The organism is Synechococcus sp. PCC 7336 (assembly GCF_000332275.1).
Lineage (GTDB): Bacteria > Cyanobacteriota > Cyanobacteriia > Thermostichales > PCC-7336 > PCC-7336.
Window position 1 is genome coordinate 4892028 of sequence record NZ_CM001776.1, and the last position, 18608, is coordinate 4910635.

At 54.8% G+C, this 18608-nt stretch carries 4 protein-coding genes; 3 read left to right on the forward strand and 1 reads right to left on the reverse strand.

What is annotated here, in order from left to right; translation table 11 throughout:
* Nucleotides 1-5 precede the first annotated feature (5 nt).
* Nucleotides 6-9980, reverse strand: coding sequence for a type I polyketide synthase (locus SYN7336_RS27445; protein WP_017328303.1), 9975 nt, complete (start codon nucleotides 9978-9980; stop codon nucleotides 6-8).
* 1084 nt (nucleotides 9981-11064) lie between these two features.
* On the opposite strand from SYN7336_RS27445, the gene SYN7336_RS23020 reads away from it, so the two are divergent.
* The 3 genes from SYN7336_RS23020 (at nucleotide 11065) to SYN7336_RS23030 (ending at nucleotide 18570) form a co-directional block, all read left to right on the forward strand.
* A complete protein-coding gene (locus SYN7336_RS23020) occupies nucleotides 11065-12690 on the forward strand; it encodes a cyclic peptide export ABC transporter (RefSeq protein ID WP_017328305.1) in 1626 nt (541 codons plus the stop codon).
* Entirely contained in the window at nucleotides 12674-13726 is a 1053-nt protein-coding gene (locus tag SYN7336_RS28460) for an ABC transporter substrate-binding protein (protein ID WP_051039867.1), read from the forward strand. The genes SYN7336_RS23020 and SYN7336_RS28460 overlap by 17 nt, the downstream gene beginning before the upstream one ends.
* Nucleotides 13727-14388: 662 nt before the next feature.
* Nucleotides 14389-18570, forward strand: coding sequence for a tandem-95 repeat protein (locus SYN7336_RS23030; RefSeq protein ID WP_227498710.1), 4182 nt, complete (start codon nucleotides 14389-14391; stop codon nucleotides 18568-18570).
* The last annotated feature ends 38 nt before the right edge of the window (nucleotides 18571-18608 follow it).

Sequence of the window (18608 nt, forward strand, 5' to 3'; positions counted from 1 at the left end):
CCCATTCAGCGATGCAGCCGTCGATCGGCCAATTGATTGCGGATGTCACTGTCGGACATGTCTCGAACGCTAGCCAGCAGTGACAGCAGATCTTTCTCGTTCGGCGGGGAACTCGTGGAGTCGGCGCGATCGCCATCGATCTCGGCCTCCAGCTCCACGGGGGCTGGAGATGCCCTATCCAGTTGCAAGACTGTCGTGGCCAGGTAGTCTTCGAGTTCCGCAATCGTGGGGTAGTCAAAAGCAACAGTCGGTCGTAACTGACAGTCCAAACCCGCTTCGATGCGGTGCTTCAGTTCTAGTGAGGTGAGAGAATCCATGCCCAAGTCCATCAGCCCCTGACGGGAATCAAAGTCTTCGGCAGAGTCGAACCCCAAAACTGCGGCAATTTGAGTGCGGATGAAATTTGCCAGGAGAGAGCGTCGCTCGCTGGCGGGGGTGGCGTCGAGCTGTTTGAGAAACTTGCCAGTGACTGCATTGCCGCTCGGGCGAGCTTTACCCGAGAAACGCCTCAAAAAAGGAGAGGCATCGATCGCCCGAGCGCCCATCTGCGACCAGTCAATGGGCACGACACCCACTTGAGGGGGATTTCGGACTAAAGCTTGCTCGAAAGCTTGCAGTCCGGCCTCGGGGGAAAGGGTTCCCAACCCGGCAAAACTAGCGCGATCGCCTGCATTGCGTTTGGCCGCCGCCCCAATATCGGACCAAATACCCCAATTGATGCTGATACCCGCCAACCCCTGCGATCGCCGGTAGTGAGCCAGTGAATCTAAGAATGCGTTAGCGGCAGCGTGGTTGGCTTGGGCGGGCGAACCCAACAGTGAGGCGGCAGAAGAGAACAGAACAAACATGTCCAGCGAAAGCCCCAGCGAGAGCTGGTGTAGATTCCAAGCACCGAGAACTTTCGGGGCCAAAACGCGATCGAATTGCTCCCAAGACAAGTGAGTTAAAACCCCGTCGTCAAGTAACCCTGCCGCGTGAATGATTCCTTTCAATGGCGGGAGCGTGGCTGCGATATTGCGGAAGACAGTTTCTAAGGGGTCGCGTTGGGCAACGTCCGCTCGGGCAGTAACCACTGTCGCTCCAGCAGCTTGCAACGCTTCCAAACGCGGTTGAACGAGACTGGAAGCCTCGCTGCGACCCACCAGCACCAAAGTCTTGGCCCCCCGTTCCACCATCCATTTGGCAGTCAGCAGCCCTAAATCTCCCAGGCCGCCAGCGATCGCATAAGTGGCGTCGGAGCGGAATTGAATGGGGCTGGCTGGAACTACCCCCACTCCATCGACCCGCGCTCCATTTCGATCTGGGCTTTGCGTCAAAACAATCTTGCCGACGTGACGCGCCTGCTGCATGTAGCGAAAAGCCGCGATCGCCTCTTCGATTGCGAACGTCGTTTGGGGCAGTGGGGTCAGAGTTCCGGCTTCAAACAGCGGCATGAATTCAGCCAGCATTGCAGCAATCGTTTGCGGCGAAGCGATCGCCAATTCACCTAAGTCGAAAGCAGCATAGTCGATCTGGCTGTAGCTCTCCGCCACCTGTTGCGCTGAAAGCACATCGCGCTTGCCTAGCTCGACGAAGCGCCCGCCATGCTTCAGCAACCCCAAGCTTTTCGGGATAAAGGCTCCGCTCAGACAATTGAGTACGACATCGACCCCTCGACCGTCGGTGGCAGCCAGAAATTCATCGGCAAAATCCAGCGAGCGCGAGTTCGCAATATGTCGAACCCCAGCGGCACGCAAAGACTGCCATTTCGCCGGACTGGCAGTGCCGAACACCTCGGCCCCCAAATGACGGGCCAGTTGAACGGCGGCCATACCGACACCGCCTGCGGCGGCGTGAATGAGAACGCGATCGCCTGCCTTAACTTTGGCCAGACGGGACAAGCCGTAATAGGCCGTCAAAAACGCTGTCGGTATCGTTGCCGCTGCTTCAAAGCTGAGGGAAGTTGGCTTGCGAACGACGGTGCTGAAGGGAACGGTGACGTAGCGGCTGAAACTGCCGGGGGTGACTGCAGCGATCGCGGCATCTCCCAGCGACCAACCCCTCACGTCAGAACCGAGGGCGACAATTTCGCCCGAGCACTCAAACCCAAACGGTAACGGGTTTGCTGCGATGCCCAATTGCTCCGCATAGCGACTTTCGAGGAGCCCCATCGCCTGCAAGACATCTCGAAAATTCAAGCCGGTGGCTCGTACCCGCAGTTCCACTTCGCCTGCCCCCGGCGATCGCCGCTCGCAGGGCTGAAATTCAAGTGTGTCCAACAGACCCGGGCGGGCGGTCTGTAATTGAAAGGGGAGATTGTCGGGTAATTGCAATCGCTGGCGGCTCTCTTCTGGGCGATTGCAGCGGGTCAAGCGCGCCACCAACCGCTGTCCTGCCCGCAAGGCAATTTCTTGCTCGCGATCGCCAGCCACCAATTCTTCAAATAGCGATCGCCAGCCATCCGGCCTCTTCAAATCCAGTGCCGGATCTAAATCCACCCGCGAGCAGTTCAACTCGGGGTGTTCTCGCACGAGGGTCCGTGCCATGCCCCAAAGGGAGGATTGAGAGATGCCATCGCCAGTCCCTCCAGCCGATACGGCACCGCGAGTGACGAGCCACAACCTGGGAGGATCGGGTAGCTGAGCTCGAACCAGTGCCTGCACGAGGTTGAGGACACTGCCGCAGGTTAATTCCAAATCAGCACTCAACTGAGTCGGTGCGAGGCCGTCCGCAGCAGTGGTATCGAGGCCCCACAAATTGACGACACCGGCGAGGGGCTGACCCAATTGCTGCATTTCGGCAAGCAGTTGATGATAGTGGCTTGACTGAGCGCAATCGATCTGGAAATTGCCGTCGGCCTGGGCGACAAAAGCATCTCCCGCCTCCACCCAGCTCACAACCGCACCGTCGGCCACCCAGCAACGGACGAGTTCCCGGGCATATCCCCGCCGATCGCCCATCACCAGCCATCGCTGCTGTTCCACCACCTCCACCGCCGCAGATTGCTCGACCGCTCGGGCCACGATCGCATCTTGCTGAGAGGAGGTAGAGTCTTCGCCCAGAGCAGAGGTCGCCCCAATGGCCTCCTCAAACCCACAACTGTCGAGCAGTGACTGCCATTGAGAAGTGGAGAGTAAGGGGGAATTGGGACGCAAATCGCGATCGCTAAATCGCCACCAACCTTCGGTTAAACCGAATACGAGATCGAGCCAGCGGGCGGGGCGAGTTCCTTCTAACAGAATTAACAGCCCTCCAGGAGCCAAGAGCTGCCGGATATGTGCGAGGCTCTGTCGCAGATCGGCCGTTGCGTGCAAGACATTGGCCGCGATCGCGATGTCGTATTGCTGGAGTTCGAACCCTTGCTCGCTAGGAGCGGCTTCGAGATCGAGGAGGCGATAGTGCATGCAATCGCGCTCGCCGAACTGGGCTTGTGCTTGGGTGAGGAAGGCGGTGGATATGTCAGTAAAGGTGTACTCCAGTTGGCTCTCGGGTAAGTGGGGTAAGAGATTGGCCGTTGTTGCGCCCGTTCCGGCCCCCACCTCCAAAATCCGAATAGCCCGATCGCTCGGCAGGCGATCGATCGCCTCCGTCACCGCCTGCAACACCAAATGATTGACGGCCATTGCACCCGGCGAGTCGCGGTAGAGCTGAGTTAACAAAGACAGATCGCCATCGGGCGCGAGCAGCTCTTGCAAGGGGTCGCACTTGCCTTGCAACACTGCTGCGAGGTTCTGCCCGCAGCGGCTCGCCAAAGTCAGCTCCGCCTGAATTTCTGGATACTGCTCGGCCAATTGCTGCGCGAGCGCCGAACAGTCGATCGCCTCGGGCGATCGCAGGACAGACCAGCCTGAAGACTCCCGTTGCAAGATGTTTTCTTCTGTCAAGATGTCGAGCAAGCGGCGCAAGAGGGCATGGTGTTGCGCAACCGTTCCCGTCCGCTCGATCGCCTCCCGTTCGCTAAATCTTTCACCGCTGCTTAGAGACCACCCCATCTGTCGGAAAGCTTGAGGGATGTAGGCCGTACACAGTGCTTCCAGTTGCGGGCAAGCAGCCAAGTACTGCAGCATCTCTGGTTCGGCCAGCATCGTTGCCCATTGCCGTTGCAGGCGATCGCCAATTTGAGAGGGGGCAGGCATGTAGTCTGTAGGTTGCCTGCCCCCCAATCGCCCCTTCAGTTGCCACTCAATTTCGTAGAACCAATCTTGCCAAGCATCAGGTTCTAATCCCAAGAGTTTCTCGCGGCTGGCTCGCTTTAACGTCAACCCTACAATTTGGGCGATCGCCGCTCCCGCTCCATCAAATAACGTGACATCGGCAACAATTTGCTCCCCACGATTTCGAGCATCTCGGTCTAACTGAGCGTGGCTCCACACATCCGTGGCTGCAGAATTGAAACATCGAACCTGCTCGACAGCAATTGGTAAATAGAGATCCGAACAACTAGCTCCCAAAGCTGCCCCAACCGCCTGGAAGCCTGCGTCTAGCAAAACAGGATGGAGCGAATAGCGATCGCGATCGCCTAGCAGCGACTCGGATAGTTCGATCTGTACCAACGCAGCGCCATCGCAGCGCCACGCCGCTTTGACAGCTCTGAACTCGGGACCGTATGCGATACCCCGCCCTGCAAATTGGCGATACAAGTCCTCTACCGAGAGAGCGTCCGAGCATTGAGTTCGCAACTCAATTGGGTCGAGTATCGGCCGTTCTGCAGAATGGCTTTCAGCCACAATCTTCCCCGAGGCATGCAGACTCCAGCGAGAGGTTGCCGCAGAACTGCTATTGCGATCGAGTTCGGTTGAATTAGCGCTCAAACTCAATATTTCAACTAACCAGTCGCGGTCATCTGAGGGAGTGAGAACAACCTGAATTGTTGTTAGGGCCTCGCTCGCTAAAAGCAGCGGTCGAGCAACTCGCAATGCTGCAATCGTCAAGCGATCGCCGAGCTGTTGCCGCCCTGCCGCCAGAACCATTTCTAGCCAGACAGCAAGCGGGACCACAGGGGTCTCAAACACGCGGTGATGGTTGAAATAGACCGGAGCGTGCGGACCCATTTGAGCTTCAAAATGGATCGAAGGCGAGCCAGCTAGATTGAGCTGCTGTCCGAGTAACGGATGCCCCGTCTCCCTCCGCTGGTCTCGCATCCCACTCGCCAGCATCCCGTTGGCTTGAATCCCACTGAAATGAGTGCCTGTCAGAGCGGACAGCCAATACTGCTGGCGCTGGAATGGATAGGTCGGTAATTGTAGGTGCTGCCGCTGGTAGCCTCGGTCAAAGCCTTGCCAATCGATATCGAGACCTCGAACGTATAGTTGAGCCACACTGTTCGAGAGCATCTCCCAATCCTCCCGCTCCTGGCGCAGGCTAGGTAACCACAATGCTGTTGGAAAAGCCGGACTTTCCGGCTGGTTCGCCCAACACTGGCGTCCCATCGCTATCAGTAAAGGATTGGGGCTGAGATCGATGAGTATTTCGCAGCCACGCTGCTGGATGGCCTCTATGCCTTTAGCGAACTGAACCGGCTGACGAATGTGGCGGCACCAATAACCGGGCGTGGCAATCTCATCGCCGATCGCCCTTCCCGTGACATTTGAAATCAGCTCGATTTGAGCAGGCGCAAACTCAACTTCGCTCGCAACCCTTTCAAATGCCGATAGCATTGGCTCCATCAAGGGCGAATGAAACCCATGCGAGACGTTCAGGTACTTCGTCCGAATCTCGCCCTCGGTCAAAATTTTGAGGACTTTCGCAACAGCCCCTTTGGTTCCAGAAACAACGGTATTCGTCGGTCCGTTGAGGGTGGCGATCGCGATCGTGTCGCCATCATCCTCGAAATGCGCCGATTGCATCGCATCGCGGACTCGATCTGGGGCAGCAGCCACAGCAGCCATAACACCGGCTGATGGCAGTGACTGCATCAAACAGGCCCGCTCGGCAATCAACCGCAGCCCAGCTTCTAAACTAAACACCCCCGCCACACAGGCTGCGACATATTCTCCAACGCTATGCCCCAGCAAGACATCCGGCTGGACCCCCCAAGAGCGCCACAGTTGGGCCAAAGAATATTCCAGTGCAAATAATGCAGGCTGCGCGTTCGCTGTCTTGTCAATCGCCGAGATCTCGCCTGCAGGAGGATAAAGCACCGACAACAACGGGCGTTCGAGAACGGTCTCTAATATTTCTGCACAGCGATCGAGGGTTTGGCGAAATACAGGCTGGGTCTCGTACAACTGCCGCCCCATGCCGACATACTGAGATCCCTGACCGCCAAACAGAAAAGCAATCTTGGCAGGATTCGCGTCTCGCGTACCGTCTAGCCCAATCCATCCCCTAAACTCACCGCCGCGTTCGAAGGCTTGCAATTGTTCGCGCAACTGGCTAGTTGAGTTGACAATCAGCGCCAACCTGCACTCGAAGTGCGCTCTGCCAGCATTAGCCGTATGGCAAACATCGGCAATCTGAAGCTTTTTCTGTGCCGCTAAAGTGTCTGCATAATGCCGAGCTAATTGTTTCAACGCTGCTTCGGACTTCGCCGATAGCGCTAGCAGATGTTGGGGGCGATCGCGTTCGGCTTTGCGGACAGCTCGCTCTGGAGCCTCTGCCAAGATCGCGTGGCAGTTGGTGCCCCCAAAACCAAAGGAACTCACCCCTGCTAGCCGACATCGACCGTTTTTGCGCCACTGTCGGGCAGTGCTAGCGATCGCGAGCGATGAAATTCCCGAGGCGATCGCCGGATTGAGCTGTTCGAGGTGCAGACTGGCAGGAATTTCGCTTTGTTGCAACGACAGAGCAACCTTAATCAAACCGGCAACCCCAGCAGCAGCTTCGAGATGGCCGATGTTGGTCTTGACCGACCCCACCCAACAGGGGATCGCTTGCTCGCGCCCTGTTCCCAAAACGGCTTGCAGCGCTTCCATCTCAATTGGATCGCCCAGAGAGGTGCCGGTGCCGTGGGCTTCTACATAGTCAATCAGCTTGGGGTCGATAGCGGCATTGTTGAGAGCTTGGCGGATCGTCGCCGCTTGAGAAAGACCGTTCGGTGCGGTCAAACCATTACTGCGTCCGTCTTGCACGATCGCCGAGCCCCGCAGCGTCGCGACAATCGGATCGCCATCTCGTACGGCATCCTGCAAGCGCTTGAGGATAACCACCCCACAGCCTTCGCCGCGAACGTAGCCATCCGCCTCGGCATCAAACGTTTTACAGCGCCCGTCCGCTGCCAGCATTCCGGCTCTCGCAAAGGCAATGGTGAGGTTCGGTGTCAGCATCAGGCTGACGCCCCCCGCGATCGCCAGATCGCTTTCCCCCGATCGCAAACTTTGAGACGCCTGATGAACGGCCACTAGCGACGAAGAGCAAGCGGTATCGATCGCCAAGCTGGGGCCGCGTAGATCCAAGTGATAGGACAGGCGGTTTGCCGCAATGCTGAAAGCATTGCCAGTCCCGACATAGGGGCCGCAGTTGCCTGGGTTCAGATGGGCGTAATCGCCATTGCTAATGCCGATAAATACGCCGGTTTTGCTGCCCGCCAGCGCAGTTGGCACTCGACCGGCATTTTCTAAAGCCTCCCAAGTCACCTCCATCAACAGGCGTTGCTGGGGGTCCATTGCCGCCGCCTCGCGGGGGGAGATGCCAAAAAACTGAGGATCGAATTCGTCCACACTATCGAGAAAACCACCCCACTGAATGGCCTCTCGGGTTTTAGGATCGAGCTCTGCCAAGACGCGATCCCCAATCCTCCAGCGTTCGTTCGCAGCAGAGGCAATGGCCGATCGCCCCTCTTGCAATAGCTGCCAAAATGCTTCTGGGCTATTGGCACCGGGAAAGCGGCAGCCCAGACCAATAATGGCGATCGCCTTTTGATGCGAGTCCCCCGCCTCGAAACTGAAAGTCTGCTGTACTTGCTGCTGCGGCGACCCGCCGCAAACGATATCCGCCAAATAGTCTGACAAGCTGGCAATCGTTGGGTAGTTATAGGCCAAGGTGGGAGATAACTCCACATCCAGCCATTCACTCAGTTCCCCCGACAACATCACCGCGTCTACCGAACTCGAGCCATAGTGAGCTAGAGGGGTATCGACTGAAATGGAGCGAGCTGATTCTCCCACCTGTCGAGCCACCCGTTCGACGATCCAGGTTTGGATACTCTGTTTCGAGCGAGCCTGACTCGACTGGGAACCATGAGTGTTCGAGAGTTGCTCTATATCGACCGGATGGGCTGCAACTGAGCCATTAACGTCCTCCTTACTGGAGCATTGCCACTGCGCAATCGGTTCTAGTCGATCGCTTAAAAAGTACTCGCGGCAAAGATGATGCTGAATTTTGCCGCTAGAGGTTTTGGGGATCGAGCCGGGTTTGAGCAGAACGATGGCAGCTAAAGCAAGGTCGAAGGTTTCGGCGATCGCCTGTCGAGCAGCGGAGATCGCTGTCTCCGCATCGAGCGATCGCAAAGCAGTCCGTTCGACTTCTTGAACGACAACTAACTGTTCCCCATCCGGGCCACTCGTACCCAATGCGGCCCCGCACCCCAACCGAAATGCTGCATGACTGGCCTGCACCAATGATTCAATATCGTGGGGATAGTAATTCCGACCTCGAATCACAATCGTGGTTTTCAGTCGCCCCGTGACAAACAGCTCTCCCCGATGCAAGAACCCCAAATCGCCAGTGCGTAAAAATGGCCCCTCGCCCGTATCCGCTAAATGAGCGTCAAAGGTGGCTTGAGTCTGCTCGAACTGTTGCCAATATCCCTCGGCAACATTCGGTCCGGCCACCCAAATCTCGCCGATCCGATCGACTTCGCAGCAAGTCCTGGTTTCGGGATCGACAATTTTGACGGTCAATCGAAGTGCCGGCCGACCGCAACTCAGCAAGCTTGTTTCGCCAGCTCGCTCCTGCGCAAAAACCACTTGCCCCTGCGAGAGCGCTTCGCCCTCGACGACTTGCGTCGCAGGAGACTGCATGCGACGGCTTCCGGTCACAAACAAGGTTGCTTCTGCAAGGCCATAGCAGGGATAAAAAGCTTCCCTCCGAAAGCCTGCCGGAGCAAACTTGCGAGCGAAGCGATCGATCGTGTCGGAACGAATGGGTTCGGCACCGTTGAACGCCACTTCCCAACAGCTCAGATCGAGCTCGGCTGCTTGCTCTGCCGAAATCCGTCGAATGCAATGATCGTAGGCAAAATTAGGGCCGCCGCTCGTGCTAACTCGATAATTTGAAATCGCTTTCAGCCACCTCAATGGCTTTTGTAGGAATACTTCTGGAGGCATCAGCACCATTGAGATGCCGAGATAAATGGGTTGCAAGATCCCGCCAATCAACCCCATATCGTGATAGGGAGGCAGCCACGAGGCTATAACCGCTCGGTCATTGTTTGCAAAGTAGTGCTGAATCGCAGCGGCATTGTGGAGGAGATTGGCATGGCTGACCATAACGCCTTTAGGCGCTCCGGTCGAACCAGATGTGTATTGCAGAAATGCCAAGCTAGAGGATTCGCATGCAGGGTCGACCCAACCCTCTTCTGCCCCCAATTGCAGCCCATCCGTTACCATCCACTGCCAGCAATTGGGCCTGGTTTCCGCTCGCAATAATGACTGCACCTGCGGCAATGTTGCCGAATTCGTCAGTGCCAGCTTGGCTTGAGAATCCTGCAAAATTGCTTGAATTCTGGGATAGTGGCGGCGGTTGCGCGGCGGATAGGCGGGTACGGCGATCGCCCCAGCGTACAAGCAGCCAAAAAACGCTGCGATGTAGTCCGGGCCGGAGGGATAGAGCAAGAGAACTCGCTCCCCCCGCACGTTCTTAGCCTGAAGCTGTGCGGCAATTGCTCGGGAGCGGCGATCGAGCTCCCCGTAAGTCACATGCTCGGATTCCGATTCACCATCGAGCAGGAATCGAAAAGCCACGATATCGGCTTGATGATTTGCCCTCTCTCGCAGCAACGACGTGACTGTCGAACAATTTAACGCTGTTGCAGGCGGGGGGGTGTTTTGGGGTTCGACCATGTGCCTTCCACCTTTGCCTCATAATTGCCATGAGTGCTTGTCAGTATCGATATGATTAACCGACAAAACTTAGCTACATCCGTGTAGAAACATCTCTGCCTCGATGAACGAACTCAGTCGCCTGAGACCATTGAGCTGATATCGGCCAGTCCGACAAAAGGCATGCCTGCAATTCGAGACAGCACTCCCCCGCGCCAACACAGCAATGATTGAGCTGTGCGAGCGTCGAACCGCTAGCTAGCCAACTAAACATGAAGCTGGTGCGCGCCAAGGAAGCTGGTACGCGCTAAAGAGTCGTTCGTCCCGAAGCAGCAAAGACGTCAGATCCGGCTTGCTACTGTTCGGTCCTTTTAAGCACGAGCAAGCCGCCACAGCTCGCTCGACACTCTCATGTGAGGTCTTGAGTTCCTAACGTAGGCCATACTAGCACCTAAATAGAAATTAGTTGCAATAGAATCGCAGAATTTTTTGGTCGGATTGGCTGCGGCTTTCAAGCAGAAAAGAGAGAAAACCCTCAAAGTCAAGCAGGGAAAGGGCTAGACAGGTAGGCAAGCTGTTCGCGCAGGTGCGGCCTTGCGTCACATTGGGGAGACTGTTAGCAAAAAAGGACAATATTTCCTCCCTTTCTTGACATTGACTTTTATTTAAGGGTTAATTCACAGTATTGGTTATCTGCAAGCTATCCCCTACAAGCATCTTTACAACGTCAGTTCGACAGGTGTCTGGCCCCCATCCCCTAACCCCTTCCCCCCCCTCGCGAAGCGTGGCGTCAGCCGTAATTCTGGGGGAAGGGAAACAGAACGGTAGATTGCGGGTTTCAGGCTGTTGCTCCCCTCTCCCTAGGGAGAGGGGCCGGGGGTGAGGGGCCGGGCCATACAGAGCCATCGAACTCAGGTTTTACAATCCAGCCCCCGAGCGCTGCGCGATGGCAAAGCGGCAGCTAGAGCTACTTTGCACTCCTCCCTGATTGATTTCCCAAAACGTCTCCATCGCGCCAAAGCCTCAATGGGAGCATTCACCCGCAATCTCTCGGAGCTCGCAGAGCTTTACCCCCTCGCCAATTTCACGTGGAATATTCACCGTCATGAAGCTGCTCGGCCTTCTGTTTAAAAATTCTTGGTGGATGATGGCGCTAGCTGGCATGCTGGGCCTACTCAGTGGAGCCAGTACGGCTGGGCTCATTGCCACCATCAATACAGCCATCGAACTTGTCGATCGCCCCAGCGCTTCTCTCGCCTGGAGTTTTGCCGGTTTGAGTGTAGCTGCCTTTGTCACGACAGCACTTTCTCAGGTGCTGGTGGTGCGAATTACCCAGACCACTATTTTCCAGCTACAGGTGGAACTGGTCGAGCAGATCCTCGACTGTCCTCTCCGACAGTTAGAGTCCATTGGCAGATCTCGCCTCATGGCTGCTCTCACTGAAGACGTCGATGCCGTCTCGAAGGCATCCCCCTGGTTGTCGGGATTACTCGCCAACTCTGCTTTGCTGTTGGGCTGCATCGTGTACTTGGCCTGGCTCTCTCCGCTGCTCTTTGCCGGTTTGTTGGTCTTGATGACACTGGCGCTTTATAGCTACCAAGTTTTGGTGAACCGAGGGGTTTTGGCGCTCAAATTTGCTCGCCAAACTCGCGATCGCCTGTTTGAAGATTTCCGCACAGCAACTGAAGGCACCAAAGAACTCAAGATTCACCGGCAACGGCGATCGGCCTTCATCTCCGAAGATGTCAGCCGAGATGCCGCTGAGTTCAAGCAGCATCGCACCTATGCCATGTCGGTCTTTGCCGTTTCTGGCAGTTGGGCTTTGATTCTCTTTTTCATGCCCATTGCCCTGCTACTGTTTCTCCTGCCCCAAGTTGCCACGATCTCCCCAGCCCTGGCAGCCAGCTATGCCCTCACCATTGTCTTTACCATCAACCCCTTGCGCACCATCCTCAATGCCCGTCCCATGATTGCTCAGGCCAACATTGCCTTGAAAAATATCGAGGCGTTGGGACTCTCTCTCTCCGCCCTCGGTATTGAAGCCACATCGGTCGAGACAATCCCATCGCCCAATCGTGGCTGGTCTTCTGTGGAATTGGCAGGAGCAGTACACACCTATAACGGAGACAACGAGGGCAGTTTTGTCCTCGGCCCCATCGATCTGAAATTTCAACCGGGCGAAGTCGTTTTTGTCATCGGCGGCAACGGCAGTGGCAAATCAACCTTAGTCAAGTTAATTACCGGTCTTTACGATCCCGAGCAGGGTAAATTGCTGCTCGATGGTGAACCGATTTCAGACGCGAATCTAGAATCATTCAGACAGCTCTTTTCAGTTGTCTTCTCAGATTTCTACCTATTCGATCGCCTGTTGGGACTGGATATTCCCAACCTTGACGGGCGCGCGCGCGAGTACCTGCAGCAGTTACAGCTCGATCGGGCCGTGCAATTGCAAGATGGCGTCTTTTCCACCCGCAGCCTGTCTCAGGGGCAGCGCAAGCGCTTGGCTCTACTGACAGCCTATTTGGAAGATCGTCCCATTTATGTCTTTGACGAATGGGCCTCCGATCAAGATCCCACCTTCAAGCGAGTCTTTTACGAAAGATTACTGCCCGATCTCAAAGCCAAAGGAAAAACGGCGATCGTCGTGACTCACGACGATCGCTATTTTGAATGTGCCGATCGCTTAGTCAAACTCGATTACGGGCAAGTAATTCATGACAAGGTTCTATAAATCCAGCCAGACAGTGACTGGATTGCTGATTGCGTTAGCGACAGCGCTGGTATTAGCGGGCTGCAGTCGTTCTGGCATTCAGGTGATTGACAGTGGCGAGCCTGACGCAATCTCCCATAGTTCCAGCCCAACCCGCACGATCGAGCATGCTTTCGGGCGCTCGGCCGTTCCTCTCCAGCCCCAGCGGGTGGTACTGCTGAATCCCGTGGTCGATTTAGACAATCTGCTCGCCCTAGGAATTGTACCTGTGGGCATTGCGGGGTTTACTGCCGATCGAGGTTATTCAGTACCGCCCTACCTCAGCGAACAAGTCGCAGAGAGCCAATTGGCGGGCAATTTGGTCCAGCCCGACTTGGAGCAGATCGTTCGGTTAAATCCAGATCTGATTGTCGCGACCGATGCCCACAGCGAACTGTACCCTCAACTGTCTCAAATTGCTCCGACGGTCGCGTTACCGACTCGGCGTTCGGACAATCTGCGCAGCCGCCTGCTGGCGCTTGCAGACATCGTCAACCGCCGCGAGCGGGCCAGCGAGGCGATCGCCGCATATGAGGCCAATTTAACCAGCTTTCGCGATACTGTTGGCGATCGCCTCGACGACATCGAAGTTTCCTTTATTCGCGTTCGCAGCGATGGTATTTTTCTGTACATTAAATCTTCGATTACAGGAGCCATCTTTGAAGAGGCAGGGGTGAGACGCCCTCCCTCCCAAGATGTTTCGCGATTGCTGCCCCGCATCCCGATTAGTTTAGAAACGCTCGAGCGCGCCGATGGCGACATTATCTTTATGTGGGGAGATTTCGCCAGCGATGCTGCTGCCCGCGATCGCCTGCAGGCCAATCCTTTGTGGCAACAGCTCAATGCCGTTCGCAATCAGCAAACTCATGTCGTGTCCGAAGTGTATTGGTTCTTTCCAGGCATTCAAGGGGCCTCGCTATTGCTTGAGGACTTGCAAGAGTATTTGGTTCGAGTCCCCAGTCAACCCTCATTAGACACAAAACTGCGGCACTCTCAACCGGTTAGAAATCATCTGTAATCCTTATCAGTTCTACCTTTCAACCACTCTTTTCCAAACAGTCTCATCTCTTTTTAAATCTTTCTTGCCAGACGAAAACGGCAGTGGTATATTTACATAGACCCGTTATTGAGAACTATTTCTAACAAAGCTATTGCACTGTCAAGCACTGTATATGTCCCTAAATACCTGTTTTTAAGAGTTTGTGATATCTATCACAAAACTGCAAGCTGCTACTGGCCTCAGAGAAAGCTTACTCTTATTGAGAGTAAAATCAATAATGTCTCTGTTGCTTCAGTTGGAAGCTGAATGCCTTTTGGGGCTCAATATCTCGCAGGCTCAACGGTAACAAGAGAAATTTCTAACCTCCAATGCTCAGTCTTAGGGTGGTGAGTTTGTCCCGCCTTAGACTTCTGTGCTGAGGAATGTCTGTTTCATTTGAGCGTGGCGGAATATTCGTGCACTCCCTGGAGGCAAAGCGCAGGTGAGAAAGGCAATTTGCTTTGGCGGACACCTCAAATATGTGTCGCTGTTTTGCTGTTCGTGGATATATCTAACACCTAAATCGTACGAATGCTCACCGCACAAAGTAAAAAATAAGGAGAAAGACATTGTCTTCTGTCTCATCCACTCCGGTGCATGTATCCAGTCGAGATTTTCTGCTCGCGGATCGCCAACTTGTTGTGATTGATTCTAGTGTCAGTGACATACCCTCTTTGATTGCTGATGTTGAGCCCAACTCTGAAGTACTCCTGCTGGATGGAGAACGCGATGGCATTACGCAAATCACTGGATTTTTAAAGAAATTTGCTCGCATCTCTAGTCTTCACATTGTTTCCCACGGTACTTCCGGCAACTTACTCCTCGGGAATACAAGACTTAGCTTCGATACCCTCGATCGCTATTTTGAGCCGCTCAAAAGTTGGGCCAACAGCCTACAAGATGCCGATCTTTTCCTCTATGGCTGCGAAGTTGCAGCAGGAGGAATGGGACAGCTTTTTATACAACAACTCCACCAGCTCACGGGAGCTAATATTGCAGCATCAACCGGGATCGTCGGTAACACTGCCAATGGAGCCAACTGGCAACTCGATGCACGGGCAGGCGAAGTCAAGACTTCAATCGCCTTCTCTCAGCAGATACAAAACCAGTATTCAGGTCACTTCGAACTCGATATTGAAATCAGCCTTAGCGACAACACTGATGTACTCATTGAAACTGAAGGGACATCCTATACCCTCTTCTTTGACATCAGCGGACCTCCTCCATCAGATACAGGAGTCGCGGTCATCCTTCGCAGCAATATCCCAGGTGCTCTCGGTGAATTTAGCATTCTAGCTGGGGGGGTTACGGGATTCTTTAGTGCGCCAGTTGTTGTCTCTGCGACCGATATCTTACTCAGATTTGACGCCGAGGTCGGTGGGGAACTGCCTCCAGAAGGTCCATTCGGTGCCACCATCACTCTACCGACCTTGAATGATTTCATCCCAGAGGGGCCTGAAGAAATCATCTGGGAGATTCTCCCGGTGCCAGACGATCTACTCATCCCAGATCCAGACAACCCAGGTGAGCTTATTCCAGTTCCGGGAACTGAAGGCGTCACGGTTAATCCGGCAGCCAATACAGCTTCTGTGACTATTTTTGACGATCCCAGCCAAGTCCCAACGAATACCGATCCCATTGCTACAGGAGACAGCTTCAGCGTCAATGAAGACGAGACCCTCACCGTAGATGCTGCATCTGGCGTCCTAGGTAACGACAGCGATATTGATGGGGACACCTTGTCTGCTGCTTTGGTTAGCGATGTCAGCAACGGTACTCTCACCCTCAACGCCGATGGCTCCTTCGAGTACACTCCCGATGCCGATTTCAATGGCTCCGATAGCTTTACCTACGCAGTCAGCGACGGTAACGGCGGTACAGATACGGCGACAGTGACTCTTACTGTCGATCCCATCAACGACGACCCCGTGGCTGCAGGCGATAGCTTCAGCGTTGACGAAGATGCCACGCTGACCGTCGATGCAGCAGCAGATGTGCTTGCCAACGATAGCGATATTGATGGGGATAGCCTGTCTGCTGCTTTGGTCAGCGATGTCAGCAACGGTACTCTCACCCTCAACGCCGATGGCTCCTTCGAGTACACTCCCGATGCCGATTTCAATGGCTCCGATAGTTTCACCTACGCAGTCAGCGATGGTAATGGCGGTACAGATACAGCGACAGTGACTCTTACTGTCGATCCCGTCAACGACGACCCCGTGGCTGCAGGCGATAGCTTCAGCGTTGACGAAGATGCCACGCTGACCGTCGATGCAGCAGCAGGTGTGCTTGCCAACGATAGCGATATTGATGGGGATAGCCTGTCTGCTGCTTTGGTTAGCGATGTCAGCAACGGTACTCTCACCCTCAACGCCGATGGCTCCTTCGAGTACACTCCCGATGCCGATTTCAATGGCTCCGATAGTTTCACCTACGCAGTCAGCGACGGTAACGGCGGTACAGATACGGCGACAGTGACTCTTACTGTCGATCCCGTCAACGACGACCCCGTTGCAGATGACGATGGCTTCGGTGTTGCCGCAGGTGAGACTCTGGCTGTAGATGCGGCTTTAGGCGTTCTCAATGGCGATGTCGATGTCGATGGAGACACACTGAGTGCTTCTCTGGTGAGCGATGTCAGCAACGGCAGCCTTACCCTCAATGCCGATGGTTCCTTCGAGTACATCCCTGACGCTGGCTTCAGCGGTACGGATAGCTTTACCTACGTGGCGAACGATGGCACAACTGATTCCAATATCGCTACAGCTACGATTGCAGTTGCGCCTCCAGAAGTACCTGTAGTCAGCTTCGAAGTCGTTCCCGATGCGGTGTCAGAGGAAGGGTCGCTCGAAGAACGCACCATTACCTTCCAATACACCGTTGATGGTTTTGTTCCCGAGGACGGGCTTTCGGTGCTGGTCTCGCTAGACAATTTGGGAGACTTTACCTCTCAAGGTTTAGAGGTTGGACCCAGCAACTTTATCAACCTCGAATTTGGAGATGGTTTCTTCCCCGAGCTCAATGCGTTCGAACTGATTCTCACCGACCAGCTTGGTTCCTTCGATGTCGTCCTTGAAGATGACTTGATTCAAGAAGAAGATGTCACGGTCGACTTTTTCGAGTTATTGTCCGATACCGATGGCTTGCTCGGTACCCCTTATGCCGTCAATCCCGACTCCAACATCGGCACCATCAGCATCACCGATGGCGTTGACTTCCTCGACGGTCCCGTAGTTAGCTTCACAGCAGATACCACTGACCTGTTCGAAACTCAGGAAGTTACCCTAACCTTCGATGTCGAGGGCGACATTCCCGAGGGCGGTCTCACGGTGGTTATTGGCAGCACCACAGGTGAAGCAGCACTGGAGTTCGACCCGGCCATTCTGGGGGTAACTCCCCCTGGCTTTGCCGGACCGCCTGTGGTCACAGCTAGCAACGTCTTGCTGACACTGCTCGACCCCGATGCCAGCATTACGCTCGAGTTAGCTGAGGATGGCATCCCCGAAGGAACTGAAACTGTCAATCTCTTCCTCGAAGATGGCGAGCTTTACGAAGTTGACCCCGCCAATGGCAGTATCGACCTCTCGGTCTCCGATGTGCCTCTGGTCAGCTTCGAAGTCGTTCCCGATGCGGTTTCGGAGGAAGGGTCGCTCGAAGAACGCACCATTACCTTCCAATACACCGTTGATGGTTTTGTTCCCGAGGACGGGCTTTCGGTGCTGGTCTCGCTAGACAATTTGGGAGACTTTACCTCTCAAGGTTTAGAGGTTGGACCCAGCAACTTTATCAACCTCGAATTTGGAGATGGTTTCTTCCCCGAGCTCAATGCGTTCGAACTGATTCTCACCGACCAGATTGGTTCCTTCGATGTCGTCCTTGAAGATGACTTGATTCAGGAAGAAGATGTCACGGTCGACTTTTTCGAGTTATTGTCCGATACCGATGGCTTGCTCGACAATCCCTACAATATCGATCCCGACTCCAACATCGGCACCATCAGCATCACCGATGGCGTTGACTTCCCCGACGGTCCCGTAGTTGGCTTCACAGTCGATCGGGCTGATGTGGTCGAAGGGGAAGAGATTACAGTTTCCTTCAACGTCGAGGGCGAAATTCCTATAGGCGGTCTCACGGTTGTCGTGGGAAGCGATACACCTGCAGCTGCATTGGAGTTCGATCCGTCTATCTTGCTCGATCCTGGGTCTGTGGATGGAATTATCTTCCCGCCTTCCGTGACAGCGGACTCTGTCCTGCTCACTCTGACTGAAGCAACTGCCAGCATCTCACTGATAGTTGCCGATGATGGCCTTGTTGAAGGCATTGAGGATATTACCTTCAGCCTTCTCGATGGCGAGCTGTACGAGCTAGATCCAGACGCAAGCGAGTTTACGCTTAGTATTGCCGATGCAGACGTTGTGGGGGGTACTGACGGACGCGATATCCTCTCTGGCACCACTGATAATGACAACATCATTGGTGGCGACAACCGCGATATCCTCTCTGGTAACGGCGGTAACGACAGGTTTACGTTCACATCCTTTGCAGATCGCATCGATCTGATTACAGACTTCACAACCTTCGATAACGCCGCAGAGGCAGATCTCATCGATCTCGGCGGTTTACTCGACAGCATCGGCTTCGACGGTGAAGATCCCTTTGCTGACGGCTTTGTGCGAGTTGTTGACGGTCTGGGCAGTCGCGATTCTATTCAAGTCGATTTAGATGGAGCTGAAGGTCCAGATGTTTTCAGGACCTATCTGCAGGTTGTTAATGACAATGCCAACTTCGACAATCTCAACAACGCTGCCAACTTCGTCTTCTAAGTTACTTACGGCCCCGGCACACCTTAGTGCTGGGGCCA

Coding starts and splice junctions, on each gene's coding strand:
- SYN7336_RS27445 (WP_017328303.1), bottom strand. CDS start 9,980: ATGGTCGAACCCCAAAACACCCCCCCGCCTGCAACAGCGTTAAATTGT.
- SYN7336_RS23020 (WP_017328305.1), top strand. CDS start 11,065: ATGAAGCTGCTCGGCCTTCTGTTTAAAAATTCTTGGTGGATGATGGCG.
- SYN7336_RS28460 (WP_051039867.1), top strand. CDS start 12,674: ATGACAAGGTTCTATAAATCCAGCCAGACAGTGACTGGATTGCTGATT.